This window comes from Vibrio sp. 1-1(7), assembly GCF_013048485.1.
GTDB lineage: Bacteria > Pseudomonadota > Gammaproteobacteria > Enterobacterales > Vibrionaceae > Vibrio > Vibrio fujianensis.
Map to the genome: position 1 here is coordinate 1,286,995 of NZ_VHSP01000001.1, position 22,319 is coordinate 1,309,313.

Below are 22,319 nucleotides of genomic sequence, written 5' to 3' on the forward strand. Positions count from 1 at the left end.
ATTCGCATAAAAGCATAACTTGCCTTTATTATGGGGATGAAGAATTCTGATTCAAGCCTAATTCGGTTGGAAAGCGTATGAAAAATCCATTTGACGTGATCGCTATCATTGGAAAACCAAGAGATCAAAAAGCAATTCAAACACATAAAGAGATTTATCTCTGGCTTACTGCGCTCGGGAAATCGGTCTTTATTGATGATCGCTTACGTGAAATTCTCACCGATATTCCTCAAACACACTTTGCCAGCTTAATTGAATTAGGAAATAAGGCCGATTTAGCTATTGTCGTCGGGGGTGATGGCAATATGTTGGGAGCGGCTCGAGTTCTATCTCGTTTTGATATCTCCGTCATCGGTGTTAACCGAGGTAATTTAGGCTTTCTCACCGATCTCAATCCTGACAATTTTCAAAACGAGTTGGGCAGCGTACTGGATGGGCATTATTTGCAAGAAACCCGTTTTTTACTTGAAGCCGAGATTCACCGTCATGGACAAATCAAAAGTCATAACTCAGCCTTGAATGAGGCGGTTCTACACCCTGGAAAAATTGCCCATATGATTGAATTTGAAGTCTATATTGATGATAACTTCGCTTTTTCTCAACGCTCTGATGGGTTAATTATTTCGACACCCACAGGATCGACTGCATATTCACTGTCTGGAGGAGGGCCGATATTATCTCCCAGCTTGAATGCCATCACACTCGTTCCGATGTTTCCTCATACCCTATCTTCCCGACCTCTCGTTGTCGACGGTGAACGTCGCATTAAATTAGTGGTGTCGCCCGATAACCGAGGCACTCAAGAAGTCAGTTGTGATGGGCAGGTATCTTTACCTGTATCTCCTGGCGATGAAGTTCATATTTATCAAAGTGCTAATGTATTGAAGCTCATCCATCCTCAAGATTATAGCTATTATCGTGTTTTACGGAATAAACTGGGTTGGTCAAGCAAATTATTTTAAACCATTTCACACAGCATCACACCACGCAAAATTTTTCACCCATATAACTTTACTGTATAAAAAAACAGTATATACTGAATCTTTATACAGTATTGTTAAATTGTACAGGTGCTAAAATGCTGGCTCATTTAAGTGTAAATAACTTTGCTATTGTAAAATCTCTGCAACTTGAACTTTCAAAGGGGATGACAACCATCACCGGAGAAACCGGAGCAGGCAAGTCCATCGCTATTGATGCTCTTAGCTTGTGTCTTGGTGGCCGAGCCGAAGCCAGTATGGTTCGCCAAAATGAAGAAAAAACTGAAGTCAGTGCATCGTTTATGCTAGATAATAACCTACATGCGACCCGCTGGTTAGAAGACAATGACTTACTCGATGGCCAAGAATGTATTTTACGCCGAATTATTAATAAAGATGGGCGTTCTAGAGCGTTCATCAATGGTAGCCCGGTCCCACTTTCTCAGCTTAAAGCAATCGGACAATTGTTAATTAATATTCATGGACAGCATGCCCATCAACAATTAATGAAACCGGAACAACAGCTCTCGATGCTGGATCAGTATGCAGGCCACCATAATCTATTAAAACAGACTCACCTCGCCTACCAACATTGGTGTCAAGCCAACCACCACCTGAAACAATTGCGAGAAAGCAGCCAACAAAATCAAGCTCAACTCCAATTGTTGGAATATCAAATTAAAGAACTAAACGAGTTAGCGATTGGTGCAGAAGAATTTATTCAACTAGAGCAAGAACATAAACGTTTAACCAATAGCGGAGATCTCGCACTCAATTGCCAAAAAGCAATCAATTTGCTTGATGAAAGCGAGGAAATCAATGCTCTAAGCATCCTCCAATCTGTCAGTCATACGGTCATGGAGTTAGCTGAAATGGATAACCAGTTAAACAGCCTTCCAAATATGTTAAGTGAAGCGGTCATCCAATTAGAGGAAGCCAATAATGAGCTACGAGCTTACCTCGCTAACATTGATGTAGATCCTGAACGAATGGTTTATGTGGAAGAACGCTATTCACGGGTACTTTCATTAGCCCGTAAACATCATGTACTACCAGAAGAGCTTTATGCCCATCATCAGTTATTATTACAACAAATCGCTCAACTCGATCATTCAGAAGAAAAAATACAACAACAAGAAAATGAAGTCGCCCGTCACTACCAAGCCTTTGCAAACTGCGCAGAAAAACTCCACAAATCACGCAGTCGTTACGCCAAAGAGTTAGATAAGCTGATCAGTCTTAGCATGCATGAGCTGAGTATGGAAAAGGCACAATTTAAAATTGACGTGGTTCAACATCAAGGGCAACCCTCTCCACTTGGGTTTGATCATGTCACGTTTTTAGTCTCAACCAATCCAGGTCAACCATTACAACCGATGGCTAAAGTGGCTTCCGGTGGTGAACTGTCGCGTATTTCTTTAGCGATTCAAGTCATTACGGCTCAGAAAATTGACACTCCAAGCTTAATATTTGATGAAGTCGATGTTGGTATTTCCGGGCCAACAGCTGCTGTGGTCGGAAAAATGCTGCGTAAGCTAGGCGAGTCGACCCAAGTACTCTGTGTCACTCATCTTCCACAAGTTGCTGGCTGTGGTCATCATCAACTTTTTGTAGCAAAACAAACCAAAGCCGGAAAAACAGAAACACAAATGATCAAATTGAATACCGAACAAAGAGTCGCTGAACTGGCTCGTTTGTTGGGTGGAAGTCAAATCACCGAATCAACACTGGCTAATGCAAAAGAACTGCTGGTTGCGGCTTAAAAAGCCACCATGTAGAAAAATCTTTGCAACCTAATTCAAAATTTATAGTCTTAATTAGCGCCGAGGAGAGTGAAGTTTTTTACATCTGCTCGGTGCTTGTTTATTATCGACTTAGTTTTGACTCTTACTGGCAGTAGAATTTAATATGCAATTAACCAAGTGGCTTATTGCCATCCCCCTCGCAGCCACATTGCTATCCGGCTGCTCCGTCCTTGAACGTTTAGTATACCGAATCGATATCAACCAAGGTAATTATGTTGAACAACAAGCGGTAGAACAATTAAGATTTGGCATGACCAAGGAACAAGTTCGTTTTGTGCTTGGTTCGCCAATGCTGATCGAAAATGGTTATCCAAATACTTGGTATTATATTTATCACCATACGCCAGGACATAATCCATCAATTCAAAAAAACTTAATCGTTAATTTCAACGATTCTGGGCTATTAGCCACCATCTCCGGAGACTTCCAACAAAGTGATGCCTTTTTTGAAGGCCTCAACTAGTCAATATCCGCACGTACCAACCAGCAGAGGCAGAGGCAGATAGGACTCAACGCTCAAACTTAAACTAATCTTAGAATTATCGCGCACAAGGAAACTTCCCGATGATACACTGCTAGGGTCTATTTATCTTTCGAGCTGATTTTTGCAGCAGTTTGTGGCTTCTTTATACAAGCCAGAGGCTTTGAAATGTAGTTATTCTACCTGAGAAGCCGATAACGCCGTAGAAAGGAGCTACAAACGCTGCCCGAAGGGTTCGACCCCAGAGACTTCATGAGTTGCCCAAAATATAGCATCTTTTTATTTGTCGTGCTGTTTGTGTTGAGCGATAAGGGAATGTGAGTATCTTTGTGCAGTGCCCAATTGACTAAGTCCCGATTCTCGATCATCAGATTAACACTCCCTAAAATCTGCGCTCTATGGAGCATGATAGAAGGTGATTGAGAATTAAACTGGTGTCCGTTGAACAGACTCTCATTGATTAAATTCGCCAAGCGGCGATATGTTGAGTACTTGCTGTTATCTTCGTTTGGCGCTGGAATCGAAAACAGCTTGTCGAAGAGCTTTCTGTTCTTGGAAAACAGGAAATGAAACTCGACATCCTCTTTCGTGACTTCAGTCAGCTGATAGTAGCTTTTGATTGTATGTTTCGAGATGGCAGCGTTGTCACTGGCTGTGCGCTTATCTGCCACCATAAGCCGTTTCACGTCATGCTTGCTTAAATCGACAGCTTGCATAATGGCATTGATTAACGCTTCTCTGTAAGCTTTTAAATATTGCTTGTTTGCTTTAGACCCATAGTTCTGTGAGTACACAGAGGATGGCAGCGAATCAACATGAAAGCCGAGTTCCTTCAATGTTAGCCATAGATGTAGCTAGGACAAGGGTTTAGAAAAAAAGTATCCACCGGCATAGCCGGTGGTTTTTCATATGCGCCTATAAGGCTCTCCTACTGGCTGCGCCCTAGCAGGCGCATAGTGATCTGACATTTGCATATGACTATTCCCTGCGGCCCGTAAACGGGCTACCTGAATACGGGATCGACAATTGCTCTCCCATTTTATCCTGCTCTAGTTGGTGCTTTATGTAACTTTGTATTTTGCCGGTATTTTTTCCTACCGTATCGACATAATACCCTCGATTCCAAAATTCCCGATTCCTGTACTTAAACTTCAAATCACCAAATCGCTCATAGAGCATCAGGCTACTTTTTCCTTTCAAATACCCCATAAAGGATGAAACACTCATCTTAGGTGGTATCTCTAAAAGCATATGAATATGATCTACGCAGCATTCCGCTTCAATAATATTCACTTTTTTCCATTCACATAGCTTTCTAAGTATCTCGCCTACTGCCCTTCGTTTCTCACCATAGAACACCTGCCTTCGATACTTAGGGGCAAAAACCACATGATATTTACAGTTCCATCGCGTATGCGCTAAGCTCTTTTCGTCCCCCATTGGGACCCCCTTTCAATTCTTAATTAACTCTTGCAGTTGCCAGACCACAAGACGTTTTTATCAAATTGAAAGGGGTTATATAACTGACTTATAGCTGTAAGCTTTACAGAACCCCCAGCCTAGCTGGGGGTTTTCTCTATACAAGAAAACGGGACGTCCTGAGACGTCCCGTTACTAGTGATTGGTGGAGCTGGCGGGATTTGAACCCGCGTCCGAAAATCATTCATCATTGGTACTACATGCTTAGTCGATCTTTAATTTCGCCATCCACCTGCGAACCGACACGCTAATGAATGACTAACCTGAATTATAATTCGCCGTTCATCTCTCAGGTGGGAAAATCCGGGCTAGCGCGTTTGGTTTTGACTCTTTGTTGTTCCCCGTCTTACGTGCGGAAGCTAGGGCAAAGAGGCTCTCAGCAGGGTATTAAGCTGCTAGTGCGTAGTTTTCGTCGTTTGCGACTATTTTTTTGCGGTTTGTTAACGAGGCCTACCGCACCTCGGCATGCACCTCAGACTGCAAAATTCCCGTCGAATCCAGAATCAGCCCCAGAGGTAGTTGGTGCATAGTACCAGAATCCAAGATTCTGTCTAGCATCAATTGTTTAAGTGGTTACAATTAACGCAACGCACTTTTCATGACACGCGCTTTTTGGCGCTGCCAATCTTTATCTTTTAGATCATCTCGCTTATCGTGCAGTTTTTTACCTTTAGCTACGCCGATTTTTAGTTTGACCCAAGAACGCGACCAATACAAAGAGAGAGCGATAAGTGTCATTCCCTCTCGATTTATGCGGCCAAATAAATTGTCTAACTCACGCCGAGAAAGGAGTAACTTTCTTACACGCGTTGGATTGGCCACAACATGCGTGCAAGCTTGTTGCAATGGCGTAATACTCATACCGGAGATAAAAGCTTCTCCGTCTCGCAAGAAAACGTAGCTTTCTGCAATATTGGCTTTTCCTTGGCGAAGGGATTTTACTTCCCAACCCTGAAGCTCCAACCCTGCTTCTACCTCATCTTCAATGAAGTATTCATGGCGAGCTTTTTTATTGAGCGCGATAGTGTTGCTACCCGCTTTTTTCGTTGATTTTTTCTTTACCATAGTGGGTGCATTATACGGATTGGTCGAACGTAAGGGAATGTTTTTCTTGATGTAGCATAAGGGGATCGCCTGATAACTTCAAGCTGTTCAGCGCTTCATTCTTTATTGCGAGGTCTTAGTTGGTCTTAACTTGAGGTAAACAGGGGATAAACGTACAATCAGTTTCAGCGTTATTGAGTGTTTATAAAGGGGATAACAATGAAGCAAGTGAGTCGTTCTGCTCTGGTTGCGTTTAGTGCAGAACAAATGTTTCATTTGGTTAATGATGTAGAAAGTTATCCAGACTTTTTACCTGGGTGTTCAGGAACACGGATATTGGAATCTTCCCCAAATAAAATGGTGGCTTCTCTCGATGTCTCAAAAGCGGGAATAAGTAAAACCTTTACTACAGAAAATCATCTAACTCATGGACAGTCTATTCTTATGAGTTTAGTTGACGGCCCATTTCGAGCATTAAAAGGCGGGTGGTATTTTACGCCTTTAGATGAGCGAGCATGTAAAGTGGAATTAAAGCTAGAGTTTGAGTTCGCTAGTAAAATGGTCGAGATTGCTTTTGGAAAGGTTTTCAATGAGCTAACTAGTAATATGGTAAATGCTTTTACTAAACGCGCCAAGCAGGTATATGCGTGATGAGTATTGAATCTGAAATGATCCACGTCGAGGTGGTTTATGCTTTGCCTCATGAGCAGCGGGTGATTACTTTGGTAGTCAACGATGCTATGACGGTGGAAGAAATTATTCAGCAATCGGGGATTTTACAAGCATTTCCCGATATTGACTTAACAAAAAATAAAGTGGGTATATTTAGCCGTAGCGTCAAGCTTGATGCTACAGTGCGTGATCATGACCGAATTGAAATTTATCGTCCTTTATTGGCCGACCCTAAAGAAATTCGTCGAAAACGAGTAGAAGAGGCTAGGGCTGAACAAAAACAGGCCAAAAAGTAACTATGCTGGGCAATTCCCGATGTTACTAGGGTCTATTTATCTTTCGCGGTTAAATTTTGTTCGAGATAAAAGTGTTTTAATCGCGGCGAGAGGTTTGTAGCTTAGTTATTCTAGGCAAAACACCTCTCAACAAAGAGTAAAACACTTTTAGCCGAACCCTTCGGGCAGCGTTTGTAGCTCCTTTCTACGGCGTTATCGGCTTCTCAGGTAGAATAACTACATTTCAAAGCCTCTGCCTTGTACAAAGAAGCCACAAACTGTTGCAAAAATCAGCTCGAAAGATAAACAGACCCTAGCGTTTATCGAACCCTGTTAGATATCGAGGTAAAACCAAGACTAAATCAATTGCTCTTGGATTATTGATTCTGATAAAAAACCAAGTGCCCGATACCCTTTTTCTCGCTTATTGAACATCCTGAGCAGCATTGGAATTTTTGCATCAACATAGTCGATCACTTTCACCTCCTCTTTTCCTTTGTAATCACGCTGTATTCGCCCTACATATTGGATTAACGATCCTTTCCAAGACACAGGCAACGCCAATATCAAAGTATCTAGGCGTGGAAGGTCAAAGCCCTCTCCGACAAAACGTCCTGTGGCAACAATGAATTGTGTACTGTCTAGCTTCGACATCACCTCAGCTTGCTGCTTTTTCTTCATCGAACCCACGAATATTTGATGCCCATCTCGCCTTTCAAGTGTTGCACTGATCCCAACGACGTACTTCGCATGCGCTTCAGATAACACCTGCTCATATTGTGGTGCTGATAGATGGTTGTGCGAGGGAAAAATTGCAGCTGTATATGCCCTTCTTGCCATACACCACTGATTGCGAGACAAGGTGAAGAAAAGCAATGGCACTTTGCTCACGCGAGCCGCAAGGTTGAAGGAACTGATCATTTTTTATGCACAAACAAAAAAAATGAACGCCGCTAAACACTATTCCACGACATTACCTCCAAGTATCAATGTTTGTTTCACCAGACCCGCTTCTGAATCTAGCACTGGGAATAGCATTGAATACGGTACTGTCCAAGCCGTATTAGCAACTAATACAACCGTTCTCTTGGGGTTTAGTTTGGAAACTTGTCCAATATACTCTTGGTTGTCTCGACTACTGATAAAGCCCACTGTTTGACCGATAGACAGCTCAGCCTTCGACAGCCCTACAGCTTTATTTGATATTAACTCAGTATCAATGTGATCAAGGTTCAAAAAGTAAAAGGGCAATGACCAACCTTTACCTGTTTCTTTCTCACGGATCGCCACCCGAGTCCTGCCGACTTTCAATATACTACAAAGCACAGAATGATTTCGTTCAGTACAAAAATATTCCACCTCCATACCTACCGTCATTTTGGCTTTTAAAGCCTTTGCTCTATCTGGATCTTCTAAAACTTTCTCTATGGCTGATTTGATCCGAAATAGTTCAAAGTCACTCGTTTTTTCTAACTCTTCAAAAACTTGCTGGATATTCATAATATTCCTTAGGATGTTTAAATCGAGACCTCACCAATTCTGCCATAACATGACGCAGCTTTTTACCTTGTTGTTTTGATTATTCAATTTCAGACAAACCATAAAACCATCAATAACAATTACTTAAGTATTACCATCAAAATAAACACTTGATAACGTCGTTGGTTATACTGAGTATGAATCACTCACCATATACTCATCACCGCGACTCGCCCCCCCACCACACATAATCATGCGCACATCAATAGATACACTTTTACGCGCATAAAAATGTCAAGTAAAGCATTTTAATGCGCGTTAAAATGTTTTATATTGCATTTAATTGCGCATTTTTGTGTAATACACACTCAACCAGATAAGTACTTCAACTGAGGTGGCTAGATGAAACGAACACTACTTGAAAACCTACTCACCTGGAAAGACAAGCCGACAAGGAAACCCTTGCTGATTGACGGTGCTAGACAAACTGGTAAAACATTCCTATTACAGGAACTATTAGGAAGTACATTCGAAAATGTCATAAGAATCGATTTCCTAGAAAGCCCTGAGTTAATTGAAGCTTTTTCAGGCTCTCTAAACCCCGATGACATCATCACCAACATTGAACTCTTAACAGGAAAAATCTTCGAACCATCGACAGATCTTCTTATTTTAGATGAAATTGGTGAATGTCCAAGAGCGGTCACCTCTCTTAAGTACTTTGCAGAAAAGGCTCCCAAAGCTTATGTTGCTGCCAGTGGTTCAAATATCGGATTGCTCACGTCCTTTCCCGTTGGAAAAGTTGAGCAGCATAACTTAAGGCCGCTGACCTTCAGAGAATTCTTGTGGGCATCAGGAGAAAAAGCACTGCAAAAAGCGTTTGACCAAAAGCTGAATTCTTCAGCGGCTCATACAAAATTAATCGAACTACTGACCGATTATTATTTTGTTGGCGGCATGCCTGAAGCCGTAAACTCATGGTTCGAAAACTCAGAACTCAGTATTATTGAACGCATTGCAGCCGTGTCTGAAGTCCATAGGAACTTAATTGAGGGCTACATGCGTGATTTCGGAAAGTACTCTGGAAAAGTGGATGCACAGCTAATCGAGTCTGTATTTCGAAGCATTCCCGCTCAACTATCTTCGGTATTCGACGACTCCGTTAAACGGTTTAAATTCAAGGGAGTTCACGAGCGCAAGTCTCGCTATACTGAATATGAAAGTGCGATCACATGGCTTCACAAGTGTCGGCTTGCTTTAAAAAATCATCCTATAGAAGGGCAGCCTCGTTCTCCTTTAGCTGCTTATCAAAAGGAAAATACGGTTAAAATATTTCTCTTTGATGTCGGGCTATTGAACCATATGCTAGGCACTGGTTACCGTGAAATCAAACAGCAAGGCTATGAATACAAGGGATATATCGCCGAAAACTATGTTCAACAGGAAATCGCTGCGCTAGGTATGGAACCAAGCTTCTCTTGGGGAGACGCAAGAGCAGAGATAGAGTTCATTATCGCTGATGACCTAGGTCGAATCGTACCTGTAGAAGTAAAAAGCGGTAAGCGAACCCGTGCGAAATCATTGCAATCCTACATCGAGAAGTGCAAACCCCACAAGACCATCAAACTTACAGGTACTCAAGGCTCTCCAGCAACAGAGAAAGAGCACATCGTGATGCCGCTTTACTACACAGAATACTTACTTGATCACCTCAGAGATCTAGATAAAAGCTAAGTGAGTAAGAAAATACTCATTAACATCTAAGAATCAATGTTATGAGTAATTTTTTACTCATAACATTAATGACTAATTCATAAGCTTTAGACTACTCCCTTCTTCTCCCGATGCGTTAAAATCCCTGTTAATGGATGGTGGGGATGGGTAAAATGCTCAGTATCAGCGCTATTCATTTAGATTGAATTGCTATAACAAGCTAACATTTTTAAATGATTTAGGAATACATGGACGCGGGTTCAGTTCCTTTTGCAGTAGGAAATTGATGTACAACACCAAATTGGCAACACCAATGTAAGCCACTGAATTCATGAAAAATGAGAAATAATTTCAACTCCCACCAGCAACCTACTTTGAACTTAACTGATAAATCTCGATCTGATCTATTTTGATATAACTACAAGGTCAGTCACGATGTTTTCAATGTGAATTCATAGTAATGGGAATAAGAAACATTTTCTCACACCAAGCTAGGTGGTATGCGCACGCTCATTCATTATTGCTATTTGCACCAGAGCAGCATGTCGTTGGTCTTATTGAGCAAAACAATGGACACGAGATCACTTTATATGGTCAGAATAATCGTCATGCAAGCTGGCCGAGCGTATAAAGACAAAGAAAGCTACAAGTGGGAGCAGGCGTCAGAAGGGATATCGACTCGTCTTGGCTCAAAATCTAGTGATCAGTGCTTTCAGGTATAAGTCCTTCAAGTAATGCTGTTCGCCATTTTTCTGAATCGGGATCATAAGCGCCAAAACCAGAACTGTATTCCCAATAGTGCCAGCTAAACCCCCGTTTTTCAGCTTCTCTTGCAATAAAAGCGGTCCATGCTCGTTGATCTTCAGGCTTAGAATGTTGGCTAAATACACCAAATTCACCAATATTAATTTCAAACCCATGACCAATCTGAGTATTCCACGCCTCAATCGAGTCTAAATAATCAAATAAGACTTGCTGATCGGGTTCAGAACCAATCCAACGTGTACCAATCCATGCTTTAGCTCCATCAACCCATGATGCGCCCTGATGGGTAAATGCAAATGGTTCATAAAAATGCACAGTAATAATGGTATTTTTCACATTAGAGCGACTCGGCAAAGCTAGTTGATATAACTTAGAGGGCCCTCCCCAATCAGCAGTACCTATCATGACTTTACGTTGTCCTAAGATATTATTTTGAGTATTTGCATTAGTTATCCATAAACGTTCCGTCAGTTCTGCAATTAAATGATTCCATTCAATCACTGTCACATTGCCATGAGGCTCATTAAGAAATTCAAAAATCAGTTGATCTACATCATATTGATTAAGAGGAAAACGTTTAGATATTTGATCCCAAAATGCCAGCAAGCGTGAACGGTGAAATTCAAAATTTTTATTATCGTAAAATAATTCGTCAAAATGATGTGCGTTGATAATGACTTTTAAGCCTTCTTGAATCGCTTGATCAACCACTTCTTGAACTCGTGCCATAAAAGCCTCTTCAATCGTGTAAGGATCCGTTAATAAAGTATGAGCATTCCAGCGAACAGGAATTCTTACGCTAGCAAAACCGGATTGGCTTATGTTTTTAAAATCACTAGCTTGAATAGTAAGACCATTATTCCACTCTCCCTCATAATTTGGGGATTCAAGAAAATTCCCCATATTAATACCACGACCAAGTAAGCTAAAACTAAGTCCTTTACTCATATTCCAGTGATAAATATCCTTGTAATATTGACTATCTAAAGTGATGATATCCTTATTGTCAGAACCACCAGAGCCACAACCCATAGTTAAAATAAGCGTTAGTATCACCACACAAGGCGAAATAAATTTACTAAAAAGCATAAGATTACCTTTATCAATATTACTGACAATAAACAGCAATATTTATTATTATCAATAAAACATCAACCTCACTTCTGAATAAATAAGGTTGATGTTTATTTTCTTTAACGATTCAAAAGAGAAAAAGTCGTTCTTAATTTATATAGTAAAGATTACCACCAAGCTTCAAACATCGCTCCAAATGTTAAAGTATCCAAGCGAGTTGATTTCATTTCTCCGTTTGATGAATCAAAGCCAACATATTCGTTGTCTGCACTACCGACGGTGGTATAAAAACGTAACATTGGTCGAGCCCAAGTTTGAGAACCAATAGCAATATTCTGAGAAAGTGTGACTTTCCATGAACTATTTTTTGCATCAACATCTTTATAATCAACAAGGCTATATCCCCCCTCTAACCAAGTTGAATTAATACTATCCCATGCATAAGTTGGACGAATAATTACATTATAATTAGCTCGATCATTGTGGTCAGCGACATCTAAAAATTGATATGCTGCTAAATATTGTATACCTACTTTCTCAGAAAAGTTTTTAGCACCATTAAAACTCACTAACCAAGCTTCTTGATCTTCAACTAAATCAAAAACACTGTCTTTTGAATTATTTGCATAACGGAATAATAATTGGTGTCCACTCATAGCAAGTTCAGCAGCAATCTGGTAAGCATCCGTATCATAATACGATTGCTCTTTGGCCTTATCTGAAGCAAAACCATAGTTGACATATAAAGAGAGGTTGGCTGTATCAAACAGTTTTATTCCATGCAATTTAGAGGTGATTGCATATTTCCCATTATCTCCAACCATATCGCCTTCGACTTGAGCAATGGCATTCAGATCCAGTTTTATGCCCCCTAAATTAAGGTTATAAAAACCACCACCTTGCCCATCATGAGTCATCCAGAAATAATCATTCAGATCCGTTTGTGGCCGTTGGTGGAAGTCACGCCCAGCCCAGACACGCATTTCTGGTTGAGAGGAAAGAAAATTCGTCACACTAGCGTAAGCTTTTTTGAGTTTCACTCCACCATTGGTTGCCCAAGACTCATCCGAATAGTGATCAAACATAGCAACCACTTCCCAAGTAGCGCCTTGATCACTGGTGAAGGTTCTCGATAAACTGAACTCTCCGCCATTATTTTCATTACCTAAACGTCCTGTCGCATTACCATTTAATGCACCCGCTGTACTCACATTTTTTTCATCACTACTTTGAAATGCTGCACCATAGCGAGCATACCCTGTAAAATTGAACCCTTCTATATTTTCAGCAAGTGTGGTATTTGATAAAAAAGCAGCACTCATAGCAATACAGGCAGGAATTAATTTTATCACTTTCATTTTTTGTCCCTATTATTGTAATGGTTATTTTATATCAAGGTGTGCTTTATATAAAGCACACCAGTATAATAAACAGGCAGCATCGACTAGCTTTATAAGCTTAAAGCTAATTGTCTTTATTTGTTATTACTTCCTGTAAGAATGATTAATATTTACAGTTTAATACAAGGAGATGCCGGATTATAATTTTCTCCCTCATTTTTTATAGCTACATTCGTGAATGAAAATTCTAATTCATTCATACTATCCCATGGGCCAGATAGATATAATGACTTTTTGACTAAATTTAAATTATCTTCAGGAATTAATAGTGGTATCGGAAATTGACAGCGATACCACTCATTATCCGATGGCAATATATTATTATCTACCGTGAAAAACCGGCCAAATTCTTCACTTTCTCCGTCCATGCGAACTTGAATACCATTCGTCTCCCCATAGTTTTTTACTTTTAAATCTAGAGTCATGAAATCTTCTTTATATTCAGAGAAATCCTTATCAGAATCCTCACTTCCAAGGAAAACCCCTCCATTATCAGAAGCAAATACATTCACCACTTGATTCTCTTCTTCTACATCAAAGCCAAAAGAATTAATGGGATAAGATGACGTATAATCTTGTGCCTGAGTGCTATCCCCCGAGTAGTATAATGCTAGGTGTCCACTCTCTAAAGAAGGCGCTTGATTCACACCGCTCCCTGCTCCTACCTCACAACTATCAGGATTAACGACCGTTTCTCGCTCTGTCGTTAACCGATACATAATATCGGTAATTTCGTAGTCAAAGGTTTCTTTAATATCAAGATGGAAAGGGTTCCCCACTTGGCTTAAATTAATAGCAACCGCTCCATCAAAAGGTTGCAAGCACTGAATGGGTACAGTCAGTGTTTCCCAACTTCCCCCACCCGATAACACATCATTCAACACTAAACTGCTTCGGTTTGGCCATTCATTATCAATTGAGACCGTCATCGATGAAGGCACCGCGCTTTTAGAGCGAATCTTAAACTCTATATACCCAGCCTGATACCGCTTCAGGTTCATGGCTGACTCAGATTTCAACAGAAATATGCGACTTTGTGTACCAGTGATCTGAATGTCTGCCGTATCATTCTGACCATGATTATTGATCAATACAGCATCAATACCTGTCATGCTCACTGGGGTCTGGCTAACCTGCATAACATTCCAATTATCACTCTCAGATTGAATCCAAGGAGAAATACCCGTTATTGCGCTGACACCAAACAGTTTTGATTCATCGCTTTGTTGAACATCAAGTTGTTTTATCTCTTTATCAAAATTACACCCTGCGATTATTATCGGTAGCAAAGGGATAACAATAGATTTTTTAGTTATTCGTTTCATAATAATTTAATACTCTCATTGTTTTAATAACCTTTTCAAAATCTTACTCATAAGGAAAAAATCTAACCATTCGATATTTAGCATAAGCGGGATAGCCATTATAATGACTCGGTGGAAAATGAGGGTTAGCACTTATCCAGTTATTAATAAATAACTGCATATAACTGGTTACCCTTTTATTGGCTCGTCTTACCTGAACCCAATGATTATGATATCGGCTAAACACTTCCCATGTCACACCATGTTCATCAATGGAAAAAGCATATTTTTCCATACTCCAGATAGACATTCCATATTGTCCTAAATCGATATCTACAGGGAACTGTTGGCCTTGTATCCATATATTAGTATGTAATAAATTCGTTCCTCCCATCAATTCAATATCAACTTCATAGTGGCTTGATGAACCAGCCTCACCGGTATAGGTAAAAAATGAACTAATGGTTCCCGGTACGGCACCGGCCTGCATTTCAACTTCATAACGTCCACGGCGAACATATTGGTAAGTCCGAATTTCCGAACAACTTTTCCCATAGGGCTCTAATTTAGCATGCATAATAAGTAAATTAGATTCCATCCAAACATTTTGAGATTGCCATACGCAATCGAATTCACTTCCTTCGTTTTTCCAACCATCCGAAATAAGCCAATTTATTCCGCTCCAATCTAGAGCAAAACTGGAAGAAACAAATAATATATTGAGTAATATGGCATGTGTACAAAACCGAAGATTTGTGAGCATTCTTAACCTCTTATCCTAAATAAGGTATACACACGGTATACGTTGATCGTCATCGATAACAAAGTATGAACTTCAAAATCTCTTTGTTTCTCCCTTGGATTGATAAACAAACTTTAATGACATTTATAAAAAATTGTCTATATCCATGCCTTAAAAGTATTTTTTAATTAATAACAAAAAAATAAAAAAAAGAATCTAATCACACTTCCATCATAGCCATGAAATAATTTCTTGAATCGATAAATAACTTTTAAAAAACCAATGGTATATAAAAATATAAATAGTAATCACCTTCACATTTTATAAAATACAACTTGCATTATTAACCAACATATCGTTTTATCAAAATGACCTATTTATACAGATTAAAATATAATTAAACCTTTCATTTATTGTGAGGTTAACAATCATTACAACAGAAAACCTATCTATATCTTTTTAAATTCAAGAGGTTAAAATGAATAAAAAACGGTTAAGTATCGTTGCTATGGTGAGTTCAAGTTTTATTGGCTTGAGTGGCTGTGCTGTAGACTCGGCGACATCCACTCATTACCAAGAAAATTTGCTCACGAATGGAAACTTTTCACAAGGAACAGATGGATGGTGGGCCGCCGGTGCGGTATTGCAATCCGCCGATGAGATGGGCTGTATCACTTTTACCGAAAAGGGAAAAAATTCATGGGATGTTATCCTTGGGCAGTCCGGACTCGCTTTAAAAAAAGGAGAGGATTATCATCTACAATTTCACGCACTGGCACACCAAACCACCAACGTTAAAACCTTAGTTCAGCACAATGGTGCGCCTTATACGAACCATTTGATTAACGATATCAATTTAAATCAAGAACTTAAAGCATTCCAATTTTCATTCAAACCCTCAGATAATGATGATAACGTTCAACTTCAGTTTCAGATGGGTACCGAAGAGCCGACAACGGTATGTGTAAAAGATATCGTCCTATCAGGCCCTCAATATATTAAAGACGCAGATCTGGCTAATGTCAGAGTAAACCAAGTCGGCTATTTTATTCATGGCCCTAAACATGCGACGGTGGCAACCTCGAAAAGAACCCCCGTTACTTGGAAATTATTAGACGCTAACCACTCAGTGGTTGCTGAAGGTAAGACCACACCCTTTGGCTTAAATAAAGCCTCGGGAGAACTGGTTCAATGGATTGATTTCAGTCATATTCAAACACCGATGCTCAAAGCAAGATTAGAAGTGGATGGTGAGCGAAGCCATCCATTTGCTATTGGTAATACACTTTATAGCGAAATGAAATATGACGCGCTCTCCTTCTTCTATCAACAGCGCAGCGGGATTGATATTCTTCCTGAATATGTGCAAAGAGCGGATTTAGCTCGCCCCGCTGGACATCGACCTGAAGTCGTCACTTGTTTTAATCAAACCGATGCGAAAGGTAATCACTGGCCTGGATGTGATCTCACTTTAGATGTAACTGGTGGCTGGTATGATGCTGGAGACCACGGCAAATATGTTGTCAATGGTGGTATCTCACTATGGACACTCGTCAATTATTACGAAAGAGAAAAATTCGCTAACCCTAACCACCTCAGTGCCTTTGCCGACGGGCAAGTAAAAATTCCAGAAAATAAAAATAAATACAATGACTTACTTGATGAGTCACGCTGGATGATGGACTTTTTAATGGCTATGCAAGTGCCTGAAAATAGCCAGATATGGGTACCTGTAGGCGATCAATCTCACCAATTAGATCGTTTGAAACTCACGAAAATTGATGCCAGCGGAATGGCTTTCCATAAGATTGCTGATGATGTCTGGACCGGTATGCCACTCCCTCCCCACAAAAATACACGTGATCGTTTTTTAAGTTACCCAACCACAGCTGCGACGCTAAACTTAGCCGCGACCGCTGCACAATGCGCTCGAGTATGGAAAGACTTGGATCCTGCCTATGCTCAACAGTGCTTAACTTCAGCAGAAAAAGCATGGAAAGCGGCTCATCAACATAAGAACATTTATGCTTACGATAATTTTGTCGGATCCGGCCCATATGACGACACAGAAATGGATGATGAATTCTATTGGGCAGCAGCTGAGTTATTTACCACGACAGGGAAAGTGGAGTACAAAAAAGCGCTTCAATCTTCACCTTACTATTTAGCAACACCTAAAGGAGATATTGATGCAACTGGTGATCTTTACTGGCAAGGTGTCAGTGGCGCAGGGACATTAACGCTTGCCCTTGTACCTAATCATTTACCAGCGAAGGACATAGAAAAAGCACGATCTAACATTATTAAAACGGCGGATACTTATCATCAATCCATAGAGAAAGAAGGTTATCGTATTCCCTACCATACGGAAGAATATCCATGGGGTTCCAATTCAAACCTAATGAATCGTAGTATTTTCTTAGGCATTGCCTATGATTTCACGAAAAATCCTAAGTATATACAAGGCATCATTGATGCTATGGACTATATCTTAGGACGCAACCCGCTCGATCAATCTTATGTTTCTGGTTATGGAAGCCGTCCGCTACTTAACCCGCATCACCGTTTCTGGGCACATCCCGTTGATAGTGAGTCGCCATTGGTAGCACCCGGTGTGATGTCTGGAGGTCCAAACTCCATCAATTTCAGCGACCCCGTTGCTTCATCAATGAAAGGGAAATGCATTGGGCAAACTTGCTGGAAAGATGATATTGGTGCTTGGACACTTAATGAGATTACCATCAACTGGAACGCCCCTTTCTTCTGGGCCGTCAGTTTCTTAGACGAAACAGCTCAGTAACGAAAACTCATTAAGTAACATTCATTAAGTAAAGAGAGCCGAGAATAGATGCCATTTTCGGCTTTTCTTTAACTGATTATCGATAACGAGACTTTGTAGATTCCCTCGCTATGAGGCTAATAGGAGGAAGCCGAACTCTTTCCTCTTCTCCACACAAAAGTTTCAAAATACATTGAGCACTAATGGCACCAATTTCATCGAGCGGTTGCCGTAATGTAGTGAGTGAAGGGGTAAAATAAGGAGAGGTGGGTAAATCATCAAAACCAATGACAGAAATATCATCAGGAACATTATATCCATGATCATGCAGTGCTTTAATTGCACCATAAGCCGTTAAATCATTTGCCGCAAATATGGCAGAAAAATAGACTTGAGATTGAATGAGTTCTACGGTTCTCTCATAGCCGGTTTTGATACTAAAGTCCCCTTCTAAAACGAGTTTTTTCTTAAATGCAATACCAGCCTCATCCAATGCTTTTTGATAACCATGAAAACGAGAGATAGCGTCTTCATGATTGGGTAAACCTTTCAGATGCGCGATATTCACATGGCCTAACTGAATTAAGTGCAACGTAGCCATATAGCCTCCCATGGTATTATCCAATGCAATGGACTGAATATTATTTCCCACAATATTATATCCAACAGCAACCACAGGGATTTTTTCGGCACATTTAAAAATTAGAGCCTTATCTACATTACCAGAAATAATGATGATGGCATCCACATCACTTTTTAACAGATAATCTAAAGAATAACAGACGAGTTTTTCTTGCCAGCTATTAACCGACATTAATAAAGAATAACCATGCTCAGCAAGCACCTTTTCCATATCAATTAAGATACTACTGGTATAAGGGCTATCAGGGTTTTGAACCAGAACACCAATCGTCATTGAACGTGTTTTGGCTAATTTGTCCACATATACTTGAGGTTTATACCCTAGTGAGCGGATAGCATCCTCTATCTTTTCCGTTTTATCGCTCGATACATAAGAGGTTCGATTAAAATATCGTGAAACGGTACTGGGGGAGACATTGGCAAGCTTTGCCACTTCGTAAGCGGTAGGCGCTTTATTTTTATTCATTTTGTCCATATAACGACCTAATGTATTAATCAAACTTATATCGATTAATTCTTCTAGCATAACACTGGGGATTAGTGAAGAAAAAGGGTCGATAAAAATCAACCCTTTACGTTATTAACATTAACAATAAAGATAAGAGAAAATCATCCCTGGTCTGAAATACCGGCCAGCTGTGTACTTCATACTATTTTGGATAAGCCATTGATACAGCTTTTCAATCAATACTTTATCCATTTCCTCCGACTCAAAACAACGCATGAAACGCTTTTTATCTAACCGTATTTCGGGATTCACTCGTCCATCACCTCGAAGCGCACAAATCGCCTTTAGGGATTGTAAACATGCTCTCGCCTGCTCATGACTCAAAGATAACAAGCTCTTCAACTCTCTTTCTGTCACTTTAGCAGAACCGTTAAACCCTTCAGGCGCAGCAAAAGGAATTTTGGCAGAGTGATAAAGCGTGTCATAAACCGTATTGAGTAAGCGTTCAGCTTGCTGCGATTTACCCGCCAGCTTTAAAGCACTTGCAACACTAAATTGTACCCCCCCCCAAACATCTTGCGCCTGAAAAGCATCATGGGGAGCCCCATCTGCCAGCGTCATATTGGCAACCCCAAGATGTGGGCTATTGTTTAAGAAATTGGTTTGATAAATAAAGTCTAACGTTCTGCTGACCCGCTCAGCAGAAAATAGCCCCTTTAACCCCATAAGTTTTAAGTAAGTATCCGCCACTAAGGCGTCACCGAAACTGTTATCAGAATCGAGTACCATCACCTGATATTCACGGCTAAAAGCTAATGGTGCAGTTGCTAATAAGTGCTGTTTTTTTTCCAATCTCTGCTCGAATTTTGACAAGGTACTTTTTTCATCGGTAACATTGAGATAGTCATTTAATAACTGCTTATCGGAAACTTTCTCTCCCGACAAAACAAGCCCTAACTGTTTTAATGGCTGAAAATCCGTTCCTGTTAAATGATTCGCTTGAATCGGCGTCGCATAAAAATGGTAGTAGCCTTGCCGCTCATCCCACAAACTCTTCTCTAAAGTCTCCAAAGCGGTGTTTGCTCGCTGCTGATATTCAACAGAAAGGCCATTTTCTCCCATAATATCAGCTAAATACCCAGCCACTTGAAGACCAGCGACCCACAAACTCGCACAATAAATAGCAATGCCATGAGAGGCGAGATTATCAAACGTATCATCGGTGCCATGTACTAACGGTAAGGAGTCTCCTTCTTCAATTAAAGAAGACAAATAATTGAGGCTCTCTTTCACTGCAGGCCAGCAAGCCTCAACAACGTATTTATCGCCTGTGTGCTGATAGTGTCGGTAGACCATTAAAACAAATTTAGGCGCAAGATCTTTCCACTCTTTGACATTGTGCCAGTTATACGCATCTGGCTTAATATCAAAGGGGCTCCCTAAGTCATGGATCACAGCACCATACTCGGCTCGAACTCCCGCATATTTTTTATCCATCAGGTCTGCAAAAGGCTTATCCGCATATTCCCAGTAACGCCGAGGGCTATTGTCGGAAGACAAAATTGCCTGAGCAAAAGCTTGCATCACTTGCCCATCAAGCTCGGGCAATAGATAAAGAATAGCGAAAGAACCATAAAAATAGACATCCAAGGAGTTGAAGAAGGGGTAATCCACACACTCTTTGACTAGAAAACGATCCTCTTTATCCCAAACCGTCGATTCAGCAAGGAAAGAGAGAGTATTCATCGCCATCGTAGCAAAGTGCTGGGCACATGACTTGTCACTAAACTGCTGATTCGCTAAATCTAAAAAATTGACTTGCTGCTGAGTTATTTTATCTTCAATCATGGCAAGTTGAGGTAAAACGGCTTCTGCCATGCGGGTAGCTCGGTCAGTTTTCGTAAAAAACTGGCTATAGGCTTTTTCTGACCACCAATAATCCAACCAGATTTTACTGTGATCCATCACCTGTAAAAAACGTAAGTCTAGTGATTCTCCGGGTTGTAATTCAATTTGAACCACCACCAAAGACACTAATGGTTCTCGACCACTGTAAGTACCATAATCAAAATGGGTATTAGTACGCCCGGTATTTAAGGCCGAAAGTAGCTCTTGCTCTAACTTTGCTTTATACAGGGAAGGTTTAACCGTAATCGTCACTCTTCCTAAATTTACATCTTCTTCTTTCACTACAATGCCATACAGTACTTCTCCTTCAATATCAGAAGGATAAGGTGAATCGCTTCGTAAACTCACCCCGACAAACTGAGCATCATTGCTCTTTATTTGTTTTAGATTGTGTTGCTGCTTTATCGTATTGCGCACTAAGGAACAAGCGGAATCCTGAACGCCTTGGCGATGCTTTTGATACGTCGAGCCAATCAGGTTTTCAAACGGTTGGGCTAAGGTGATTAACTGAGTTTTCGTAGAACGATTTTCGAATGCAAACTGGTTCCAGTGTAGCGGTAAAGAACACAGCTTTTTATCCCCTTTAACTATGGGGGAAACCACTTTCCGTTTAACACCTATTCCATCAAAATGTTGATAGTCATACAGTGCCGTTGGGTATAAGGCTTGGTAGTGAATCTCTTCGGCACTCAAGGCCTCAATGGCTCCCAATGATTGAGTCGTTAGTGATGAAACCTTTGCTGAGTTATTGATAAGCCGCCCACTAAAGAAATCCATTGCGACCCACAGTTGAGTGTTAAGAGAGCGAGGGTTCTCATGAATCAATCGTTGTGTTTTCTCAGTAAATTCTATATTCCAGCGTTCAAATTCAGCTTGATTATCAATATAGAAGTTTACGTTATTTAACCCAGATTTAATTCTTTCTAAAGTTTGACCTTCATTATCAACCAGTAATCTTACTCCATCAAATTTTACTGGATAAAATTCAAGAAAACGCTCTAATTCTACAAGGTTAGGAATGCTCAGATGTTCAATATCTAAATCATCCATCACAGAAAGATAAAAATCATTAAAATTAATACCTTCTTCTGAACAGTCAATATAAACACCAGGAATAAAGCTAAAATTTGGGGTTTCCCCTTTTGGGGTTAGTGTAAATGTAGAACCAATTCCCCCGACAGCCATCCCCGTATTATTAGGTGTTGTTGATATCGGTGTATACCAAGGTTGAATAAATTCAGCCGCTTCTCCTTGGCTACACAGTTCACTGGCTACGCCACTATAACTTGTATATGGAATTTTATTTATCATAATCAAAATCCAATATTG

General features: G+C 40.3%; 19 protein-coding genes, 1 other RNA gene and 1 pseudogene. 9 read left to right on the forward strand and 12 right to left on the reverse strand.

Going from position 1 to position 22,319, the window contains the following annotated elements; translation table 11 throughout:
* Positions 1-77: 77 nt before the first annotated feature.
* The 3 genes from nadK to bamE all read left to right on the forward strand — a co-directional run bounded on the left by nadK (position 78) and on the right by bamE (position 3,248).
* Positions 78-962: an NAD(+) kinase gene (nadK, locus tag FKN05_RS05935; RefSeq protein ID WP_170887079.1), complete on the forward strand. Its 885-nt coding sequence runs from the start codon at positions 78-80 to the stop codon at positions 960-962.
* A gap of 116 nt (positions 963-1,078) precedes the next feature.
* Positions 1,079-2,743, forward strand: coding sequence for a DNA repair protein RecN (recN, locus tag FKN05_RS05940; RefSeq protein WP_170887080.1), 1,665 nt, complete (start codon positions 1,079-1,081; stop codon positions 2,741-2,743).
* A 145-nt stretch (positions 2,744-2,888) separates the two neighbouring features.
* On the forward strand, positions 2,889-3,248 hold the full coding sequence (bamE, locus tag FKN05_RS05945; RefSeq protein WP_099611980.1) for an outer membrane protein assembly factor BamE: 360 nt from the start codon (positions 2,889-2,891) through the stop codon (positions 3,246-3,248).
* 197 nt (positions 3,249-3,445) lie between these two features.
* Here the strand turns inward: bamE and FKN05_RS05950 are convergent, their stop codons facing one another.
* From FKN05_RS05950 to smpB, 4 genes are all read right to left on the reverse strand, one after another.
* On the reverse strand, positions 3,446-4,102 hold the full coding sequence (locus FKN05_RS05950; RefSeq protein ID WP_249339271.1) for a hypothetical protein: 657 nt from the start codon (positions 4,100-4,102) through the stop codon (positions 3,446-3,448).
* Positions 4,103-4,244: 142 nt separating this feature from the next.
* Positions 4,245-4,706 (reverse strand): IS200/IS605 family transposase, encoded by a 462-nt coding sequence (gene tnpA, locus FKN05_RS05955; protein ID WP_170887081.1) that lies wholly within the window; start codon positions 4,704-4,706, stop codon positions 4,245-4,247.
* 182 nt (positions 4,707-4,888) lie between these two features.
* Positions 4,889-5,256, reverse strand: a transfer-messenger RNA (tmRNA) gene (gene ssrA, locus FKN05_RS05960).
* A 68-nt stretch (positions 5,257-5,324) separates the two neighbouring features.
* Positions 5,325-5,810 carry an SsrA-binding protein SmpB gene (smpB, locus tag FKN05_RS05965; protein ID WP_099611977.1) on the reverse strand — a complete coding sequence of 162 codons (486 nt, stop codon included), beginning with the start codon at positions 5,808-5,810 and terminating at the stop codon, positions 5,325-5,327.
* Positions 5,811-6,008: 198 nt separating this feature from the next.
* On the opposite strand from smpB, the gene FKN05_RS05970 reads away from it, so the two are divergent.
* Both FKN05_RS05970 and FKN05_RS05975 read left to right on the forward strand, forming a co-directional pair.
* The gene (locus FKN05_RS05970; RefSeq protein WP_170887082.1) at positions 6,009-6,440 is read left to right on the forward strand and encodes an SRPBCC family protein; all 432 of its coding nucleotides are present in this window, start codon (positions 6,009-6,011) and stop codon (positions 6,438-6,440) included.
* The gene (locus tag FKN05_RS05975; protein WP_170887083.1) at positions 6,440-6,757 is read left to right on the forward strand and encodes an RnfH family protein; all 318 of its coding nucleotides are present in this window, start codon (positions 6,440-6,442) and stop codon (positions 6,755-6,757) included. The genes FKN05_RS05970 and FKN05_RS05975 overlap by 1 nt, the downstream gene beginning before the upstream one ends.
* A gap of 336 nt (positions 6,758-7,093) precedes the next feature.
* Here the strand turns inward: FKN05_RS05975 and FKN05_RS16765 are convergent, their stop codons facing one another.
* On the reverse strand, positions 7,094-7,576 hold the full coding sequence (locus tag FKN05_RS16765; protein WP_272870131.1) for a DEAD/DEAH box helicase: 483 nt from the start codon (positions 7,574-7,576) through the stop codon (positions 7,094-7,096).
* Here FKN05_RS16765 and FKN05_RS05985 point away from each other — a divergent pair.
* The gene (locus FKN05_RS05985) at positions 7,529-7,693 is read left to right on the forward strand and encodes a competence protein CoiA family protein (protein ID WP_524540889.1); all 165 of its coding nucleotides are present in this window, start codon (positions 7,529-7,531) and stop codon (positions 7,691-7,693) included. The genes FKN05_RS16765 and FKN05_RS05985 overlap by 48 nt on opposite strands.
* 3 nt (positions 7,694-7,696) lie before the next feature.
* Here the strand turns inward: FKN05_RS05985 and FKN05_RS05990 are convergent, their stop codons facing one another.
* Positions 7,697-8,236 (reverse strand): hypothetical protein, encoded by a 540-nt coding sequence (locus FKN05_RS05990; protein WP_170887084.1) that lies wholly within the window; start codon positions 8,234-8,236, stop codon positions 7,697-7,699.
* 381 nt (positions 8,237-8,617) lie between these two features.
* Here FKN05_RS05990 and FKN05_RS05995 point away from each other — a divergent pair, with 381 nt between their 5' ends.
* Positions 8,618-9,949 carry an ATP-binding protein gene (locus FKN05_RS05995; protein ID WP_170887085.1) on the forward strand — a complete coding sequence of 444 codons (1,332 nt, stop codon included), beginning with the start codon at positions 8,618-8,620 and terminating at the stop codon, positions 9,947-9,949.
* A 487-nt stretch (positions 9,950-10,436) separates the two neighbouring features.
* A pseudogene (locus FKN05_RS16605) lies at positions 10,437-10,617 on the forward strand (IS4 family transposase); the annotation flags it as partial.
* A gap of 7 nt (positions 10,618-10,624) precedes the next feature.
* Here the strand turns inward: FKN05_RS16605 and FKN05_RS06000 are convergent.
* The 4 genes from FKN05_RS06000 to FKN05_RS06015 all read right to left on the reverse strand — a co-directional run bounded on the left by FKN05_RS06000 (position 10,625) and on the right by FKN05_RS06015 (position 15,234).
* The gene (locus FKN05_RS06000) at positions 10,625-11,782 is read right to left on the reverse strand and encodes a cellulase family glycosylhydrolase (RefSeq protein ID WP_170887086.1); all 1,158 of its coding nucleotides are present in this window, start codon (positions 11,780-11,782) and stop codon (positions 10,625-10,627) included.
* 152 nt (positions 11,783-11,934) lie between these two features.
* Positions 11,935-13,125 carry a carbohydrate porin gene (locus FKN05_RS06005; protein WP_170887087.1) on the reverse strand — a complete coding sequence of 397 codons (1,191 nt, stop codon included), beginning with the start codon at positions 13,123-13,125 and terminating at the stop codon, positions 11,935-11,937.
* A gap of 152 nt (positions 13,126-13,277) precedes the next feature.
* Positions 13,278-14,492 carry a putative glycoside hydrolase gene (locus tag FKN05_RS06010; protein ID WP_170887088.1) on the reverse strand — a complete coding sequence of 405 codons (1,215 nt, stop codon included), beginning with the start codon at positions 14,490-14,492 and terminating at the stop codon, positions 13,278-13,280.
* Positions 14,493-14,535: 43 nt separating this feature from the next.
* Positions 14,536-15,234, reverse strand: coding sequence for a family 16 glycosylhydrolase (locus FKN05_RS06015; protein ID WP_170887089.1), 699 nt, complete (start codon positions 15,232-15,234; stop codon positions 14,536-14,538).
* Positions 15,235-15,691: 457 nt separating this feature from the next.
* On the opposite strand from FKN05_RS06015, the gene FKN05_RS06020 reads away from it, so the two are divergent.
* On the forward strand, positions 15,692-18,013 hold the full coding sequence (locus FKN05_RS06020) for a glycoside hydrolase family 9 protein (RefSeq protein ID WP_170887090.1): 2,322 nt from the start codon (positions 15,692-15,694) through the stop codon (positions 18,011-18,013).
* Between the two features lie 76 nt (positions 18,014-18,089).
* On the opposite strand, the gene FKN05_RS06025 is transcribed toward FKN05_RS06020, so the two are convergent.
* Together FKN05_RS06025 and FKN05_RS06030 are read right to left on the reverse strand one after the other, a co-directional pair.
* Positions 18,090-19,109 (reverse strand): LacI family DNA-binding transcriptional regulator, encoded by a 1,020-nt coding sequence (locus tag FKN05_RS06025; protein WP_524540890.1) that lies wholly within the window; start codon positions 19,107-19,109, stop codon positions 18,090-18,092.
* Positions 19,110-19,220: 111 nt separating this feature from the next.
* Positions 19,221-22,301 (reverse strand): GH116 family glycosyl hydrolase, encoded by a 3,081-nt coding sequence (locus tag FKN05_RS06030; protein ID WP_170887091.1) that lies wholly within the window; start codon positions 22,299-22,301, stop codon positions 19,221-19,223.
* Positions 22,302-22,319: the final 18 nt, after the last annotated feature.

Bases quoted from the DNA above. Each gene is read 5' to 3' on its own strand.
- FKN05_RS05970 (WP_170887082.1), top strand. From the start codon at position 6,009: ATGAAGCAAGTGAGTCGTTCTGCTCTGGTTGCGTTTAGTGCAGAACAA.
- FKN05_RS06005 (WP_170887087.1), bottom strand. From the start codon at position 13,125: ATGAAAGTGATAAAATTAATTCCTGCCTGTATTGCTATGAGTGCTGCT.
- FKN05_RS06020 (WP_170887090.1), top strand. From the start codon at position 15,692: ATGAATAAAAAACGGTTAAGTATCGTTGCTATGGTGAGTTCAAGTTTT.
- recN (WP_170887080.1), top strand. From the start codon at position 1,079: ATGCTGGCTCATTTAAGTGTAAATAACTTTGCTATTGTAAAATCTCTG.
- bamE (WP_099611980.1), top strand. From the start codon at position 2,889: ATGCAATTAACCAAGTGGCTTATTGCCATCCCCCTCGCAGCCACATTG.
- FKN05_RS06030 (WP_170887091.1), bottom strand. From the start codon at position 22,301: ATGATAAATAAAATTCCATATACAAGTTATAGTGGCGTAGCCAGTGAA.
- FKN05_RS06025 (WP_524540890.1), bottom strand. From the start codon at position 19,109: ATGGACAAAATGAATAAAAATAAAGCGCCTACCGCTTACGAAGTGGCA.
- FKN05_RS06015 (WP_170887089.1), bottom strand. From the start codon at position 15,234: ATGCTCACAAATCTTCGGTTTTGTACACATGCCATATTACTCAATATA.
- smpB (WP_099611977.1), bottom strand. From the start codon at position 5,810: ATGGTAAAGAAAAAATCAACGAAAAAAGCGGGTAGCAACACTATCGCG.
- tnpA (WP_170887081.1), bottom strand. From the start codon at position 4,706: ATGGGGGACGAAAAGAGCTTAGCGCATACGCGATGGAACTGTAAATAT.
- FKN05_RS06010 (WP_170887088.1), bottom strand. From the start codon at position 14,492: ATGAAACGAATAACTAAAAAATCTATTGTTATCCCTTTGCTACCGATA.
- nadK (WP_170887079.1), top strand. From the start codon at position 78: ATGAAAAATCCATTTGACGTGATCGCTATCATTGGAAAACCAAGAGAT.
- FKN05_RS16765 (WP_272870131.1), bottom strand. From the start codon at position 7,576: ATGGCAAGAAGGGCATATACAGCTGCAATTTTTCCCTCGCACAACCAT.
- FKN05_RS05975 (WP_170887083.1), top strand. From the start codon at position 6,440: ATGAGTATTGAATCTGAAATGATCCACGTCGAGGTGGTTTATGCTTTG.
- FKN05_RS05995 (WP_170887085.1), top strand. From the start codon at position 8,618: ATGAAACGAACACTACTTGAAAACCTACTCACCTGGAAAGACAAGCCG.
- FKN05_RS05985 (WP_524540889.1), top strand. From the start codon at position 7,529: ATGGTTGTGCGAGGGAAAAATTGCAGCTGTATATGCCCTTCTTGCCAT.
- FKN05_RS06000 (WP_170887086.1), bottom strand. From the start codon at position 11,782: ATGCTTTTTAGTAAATTTATTTCGCCTTGTGTGGTGATACTAACGCTT.
- FKN05_RS05990 (WP_170887084.1), bottom strand. From the start codon at position 8,236: ATGAATATCCAGCAAGTTTTTGAAGAGTTAGAAAAAACGAGTGACTTT.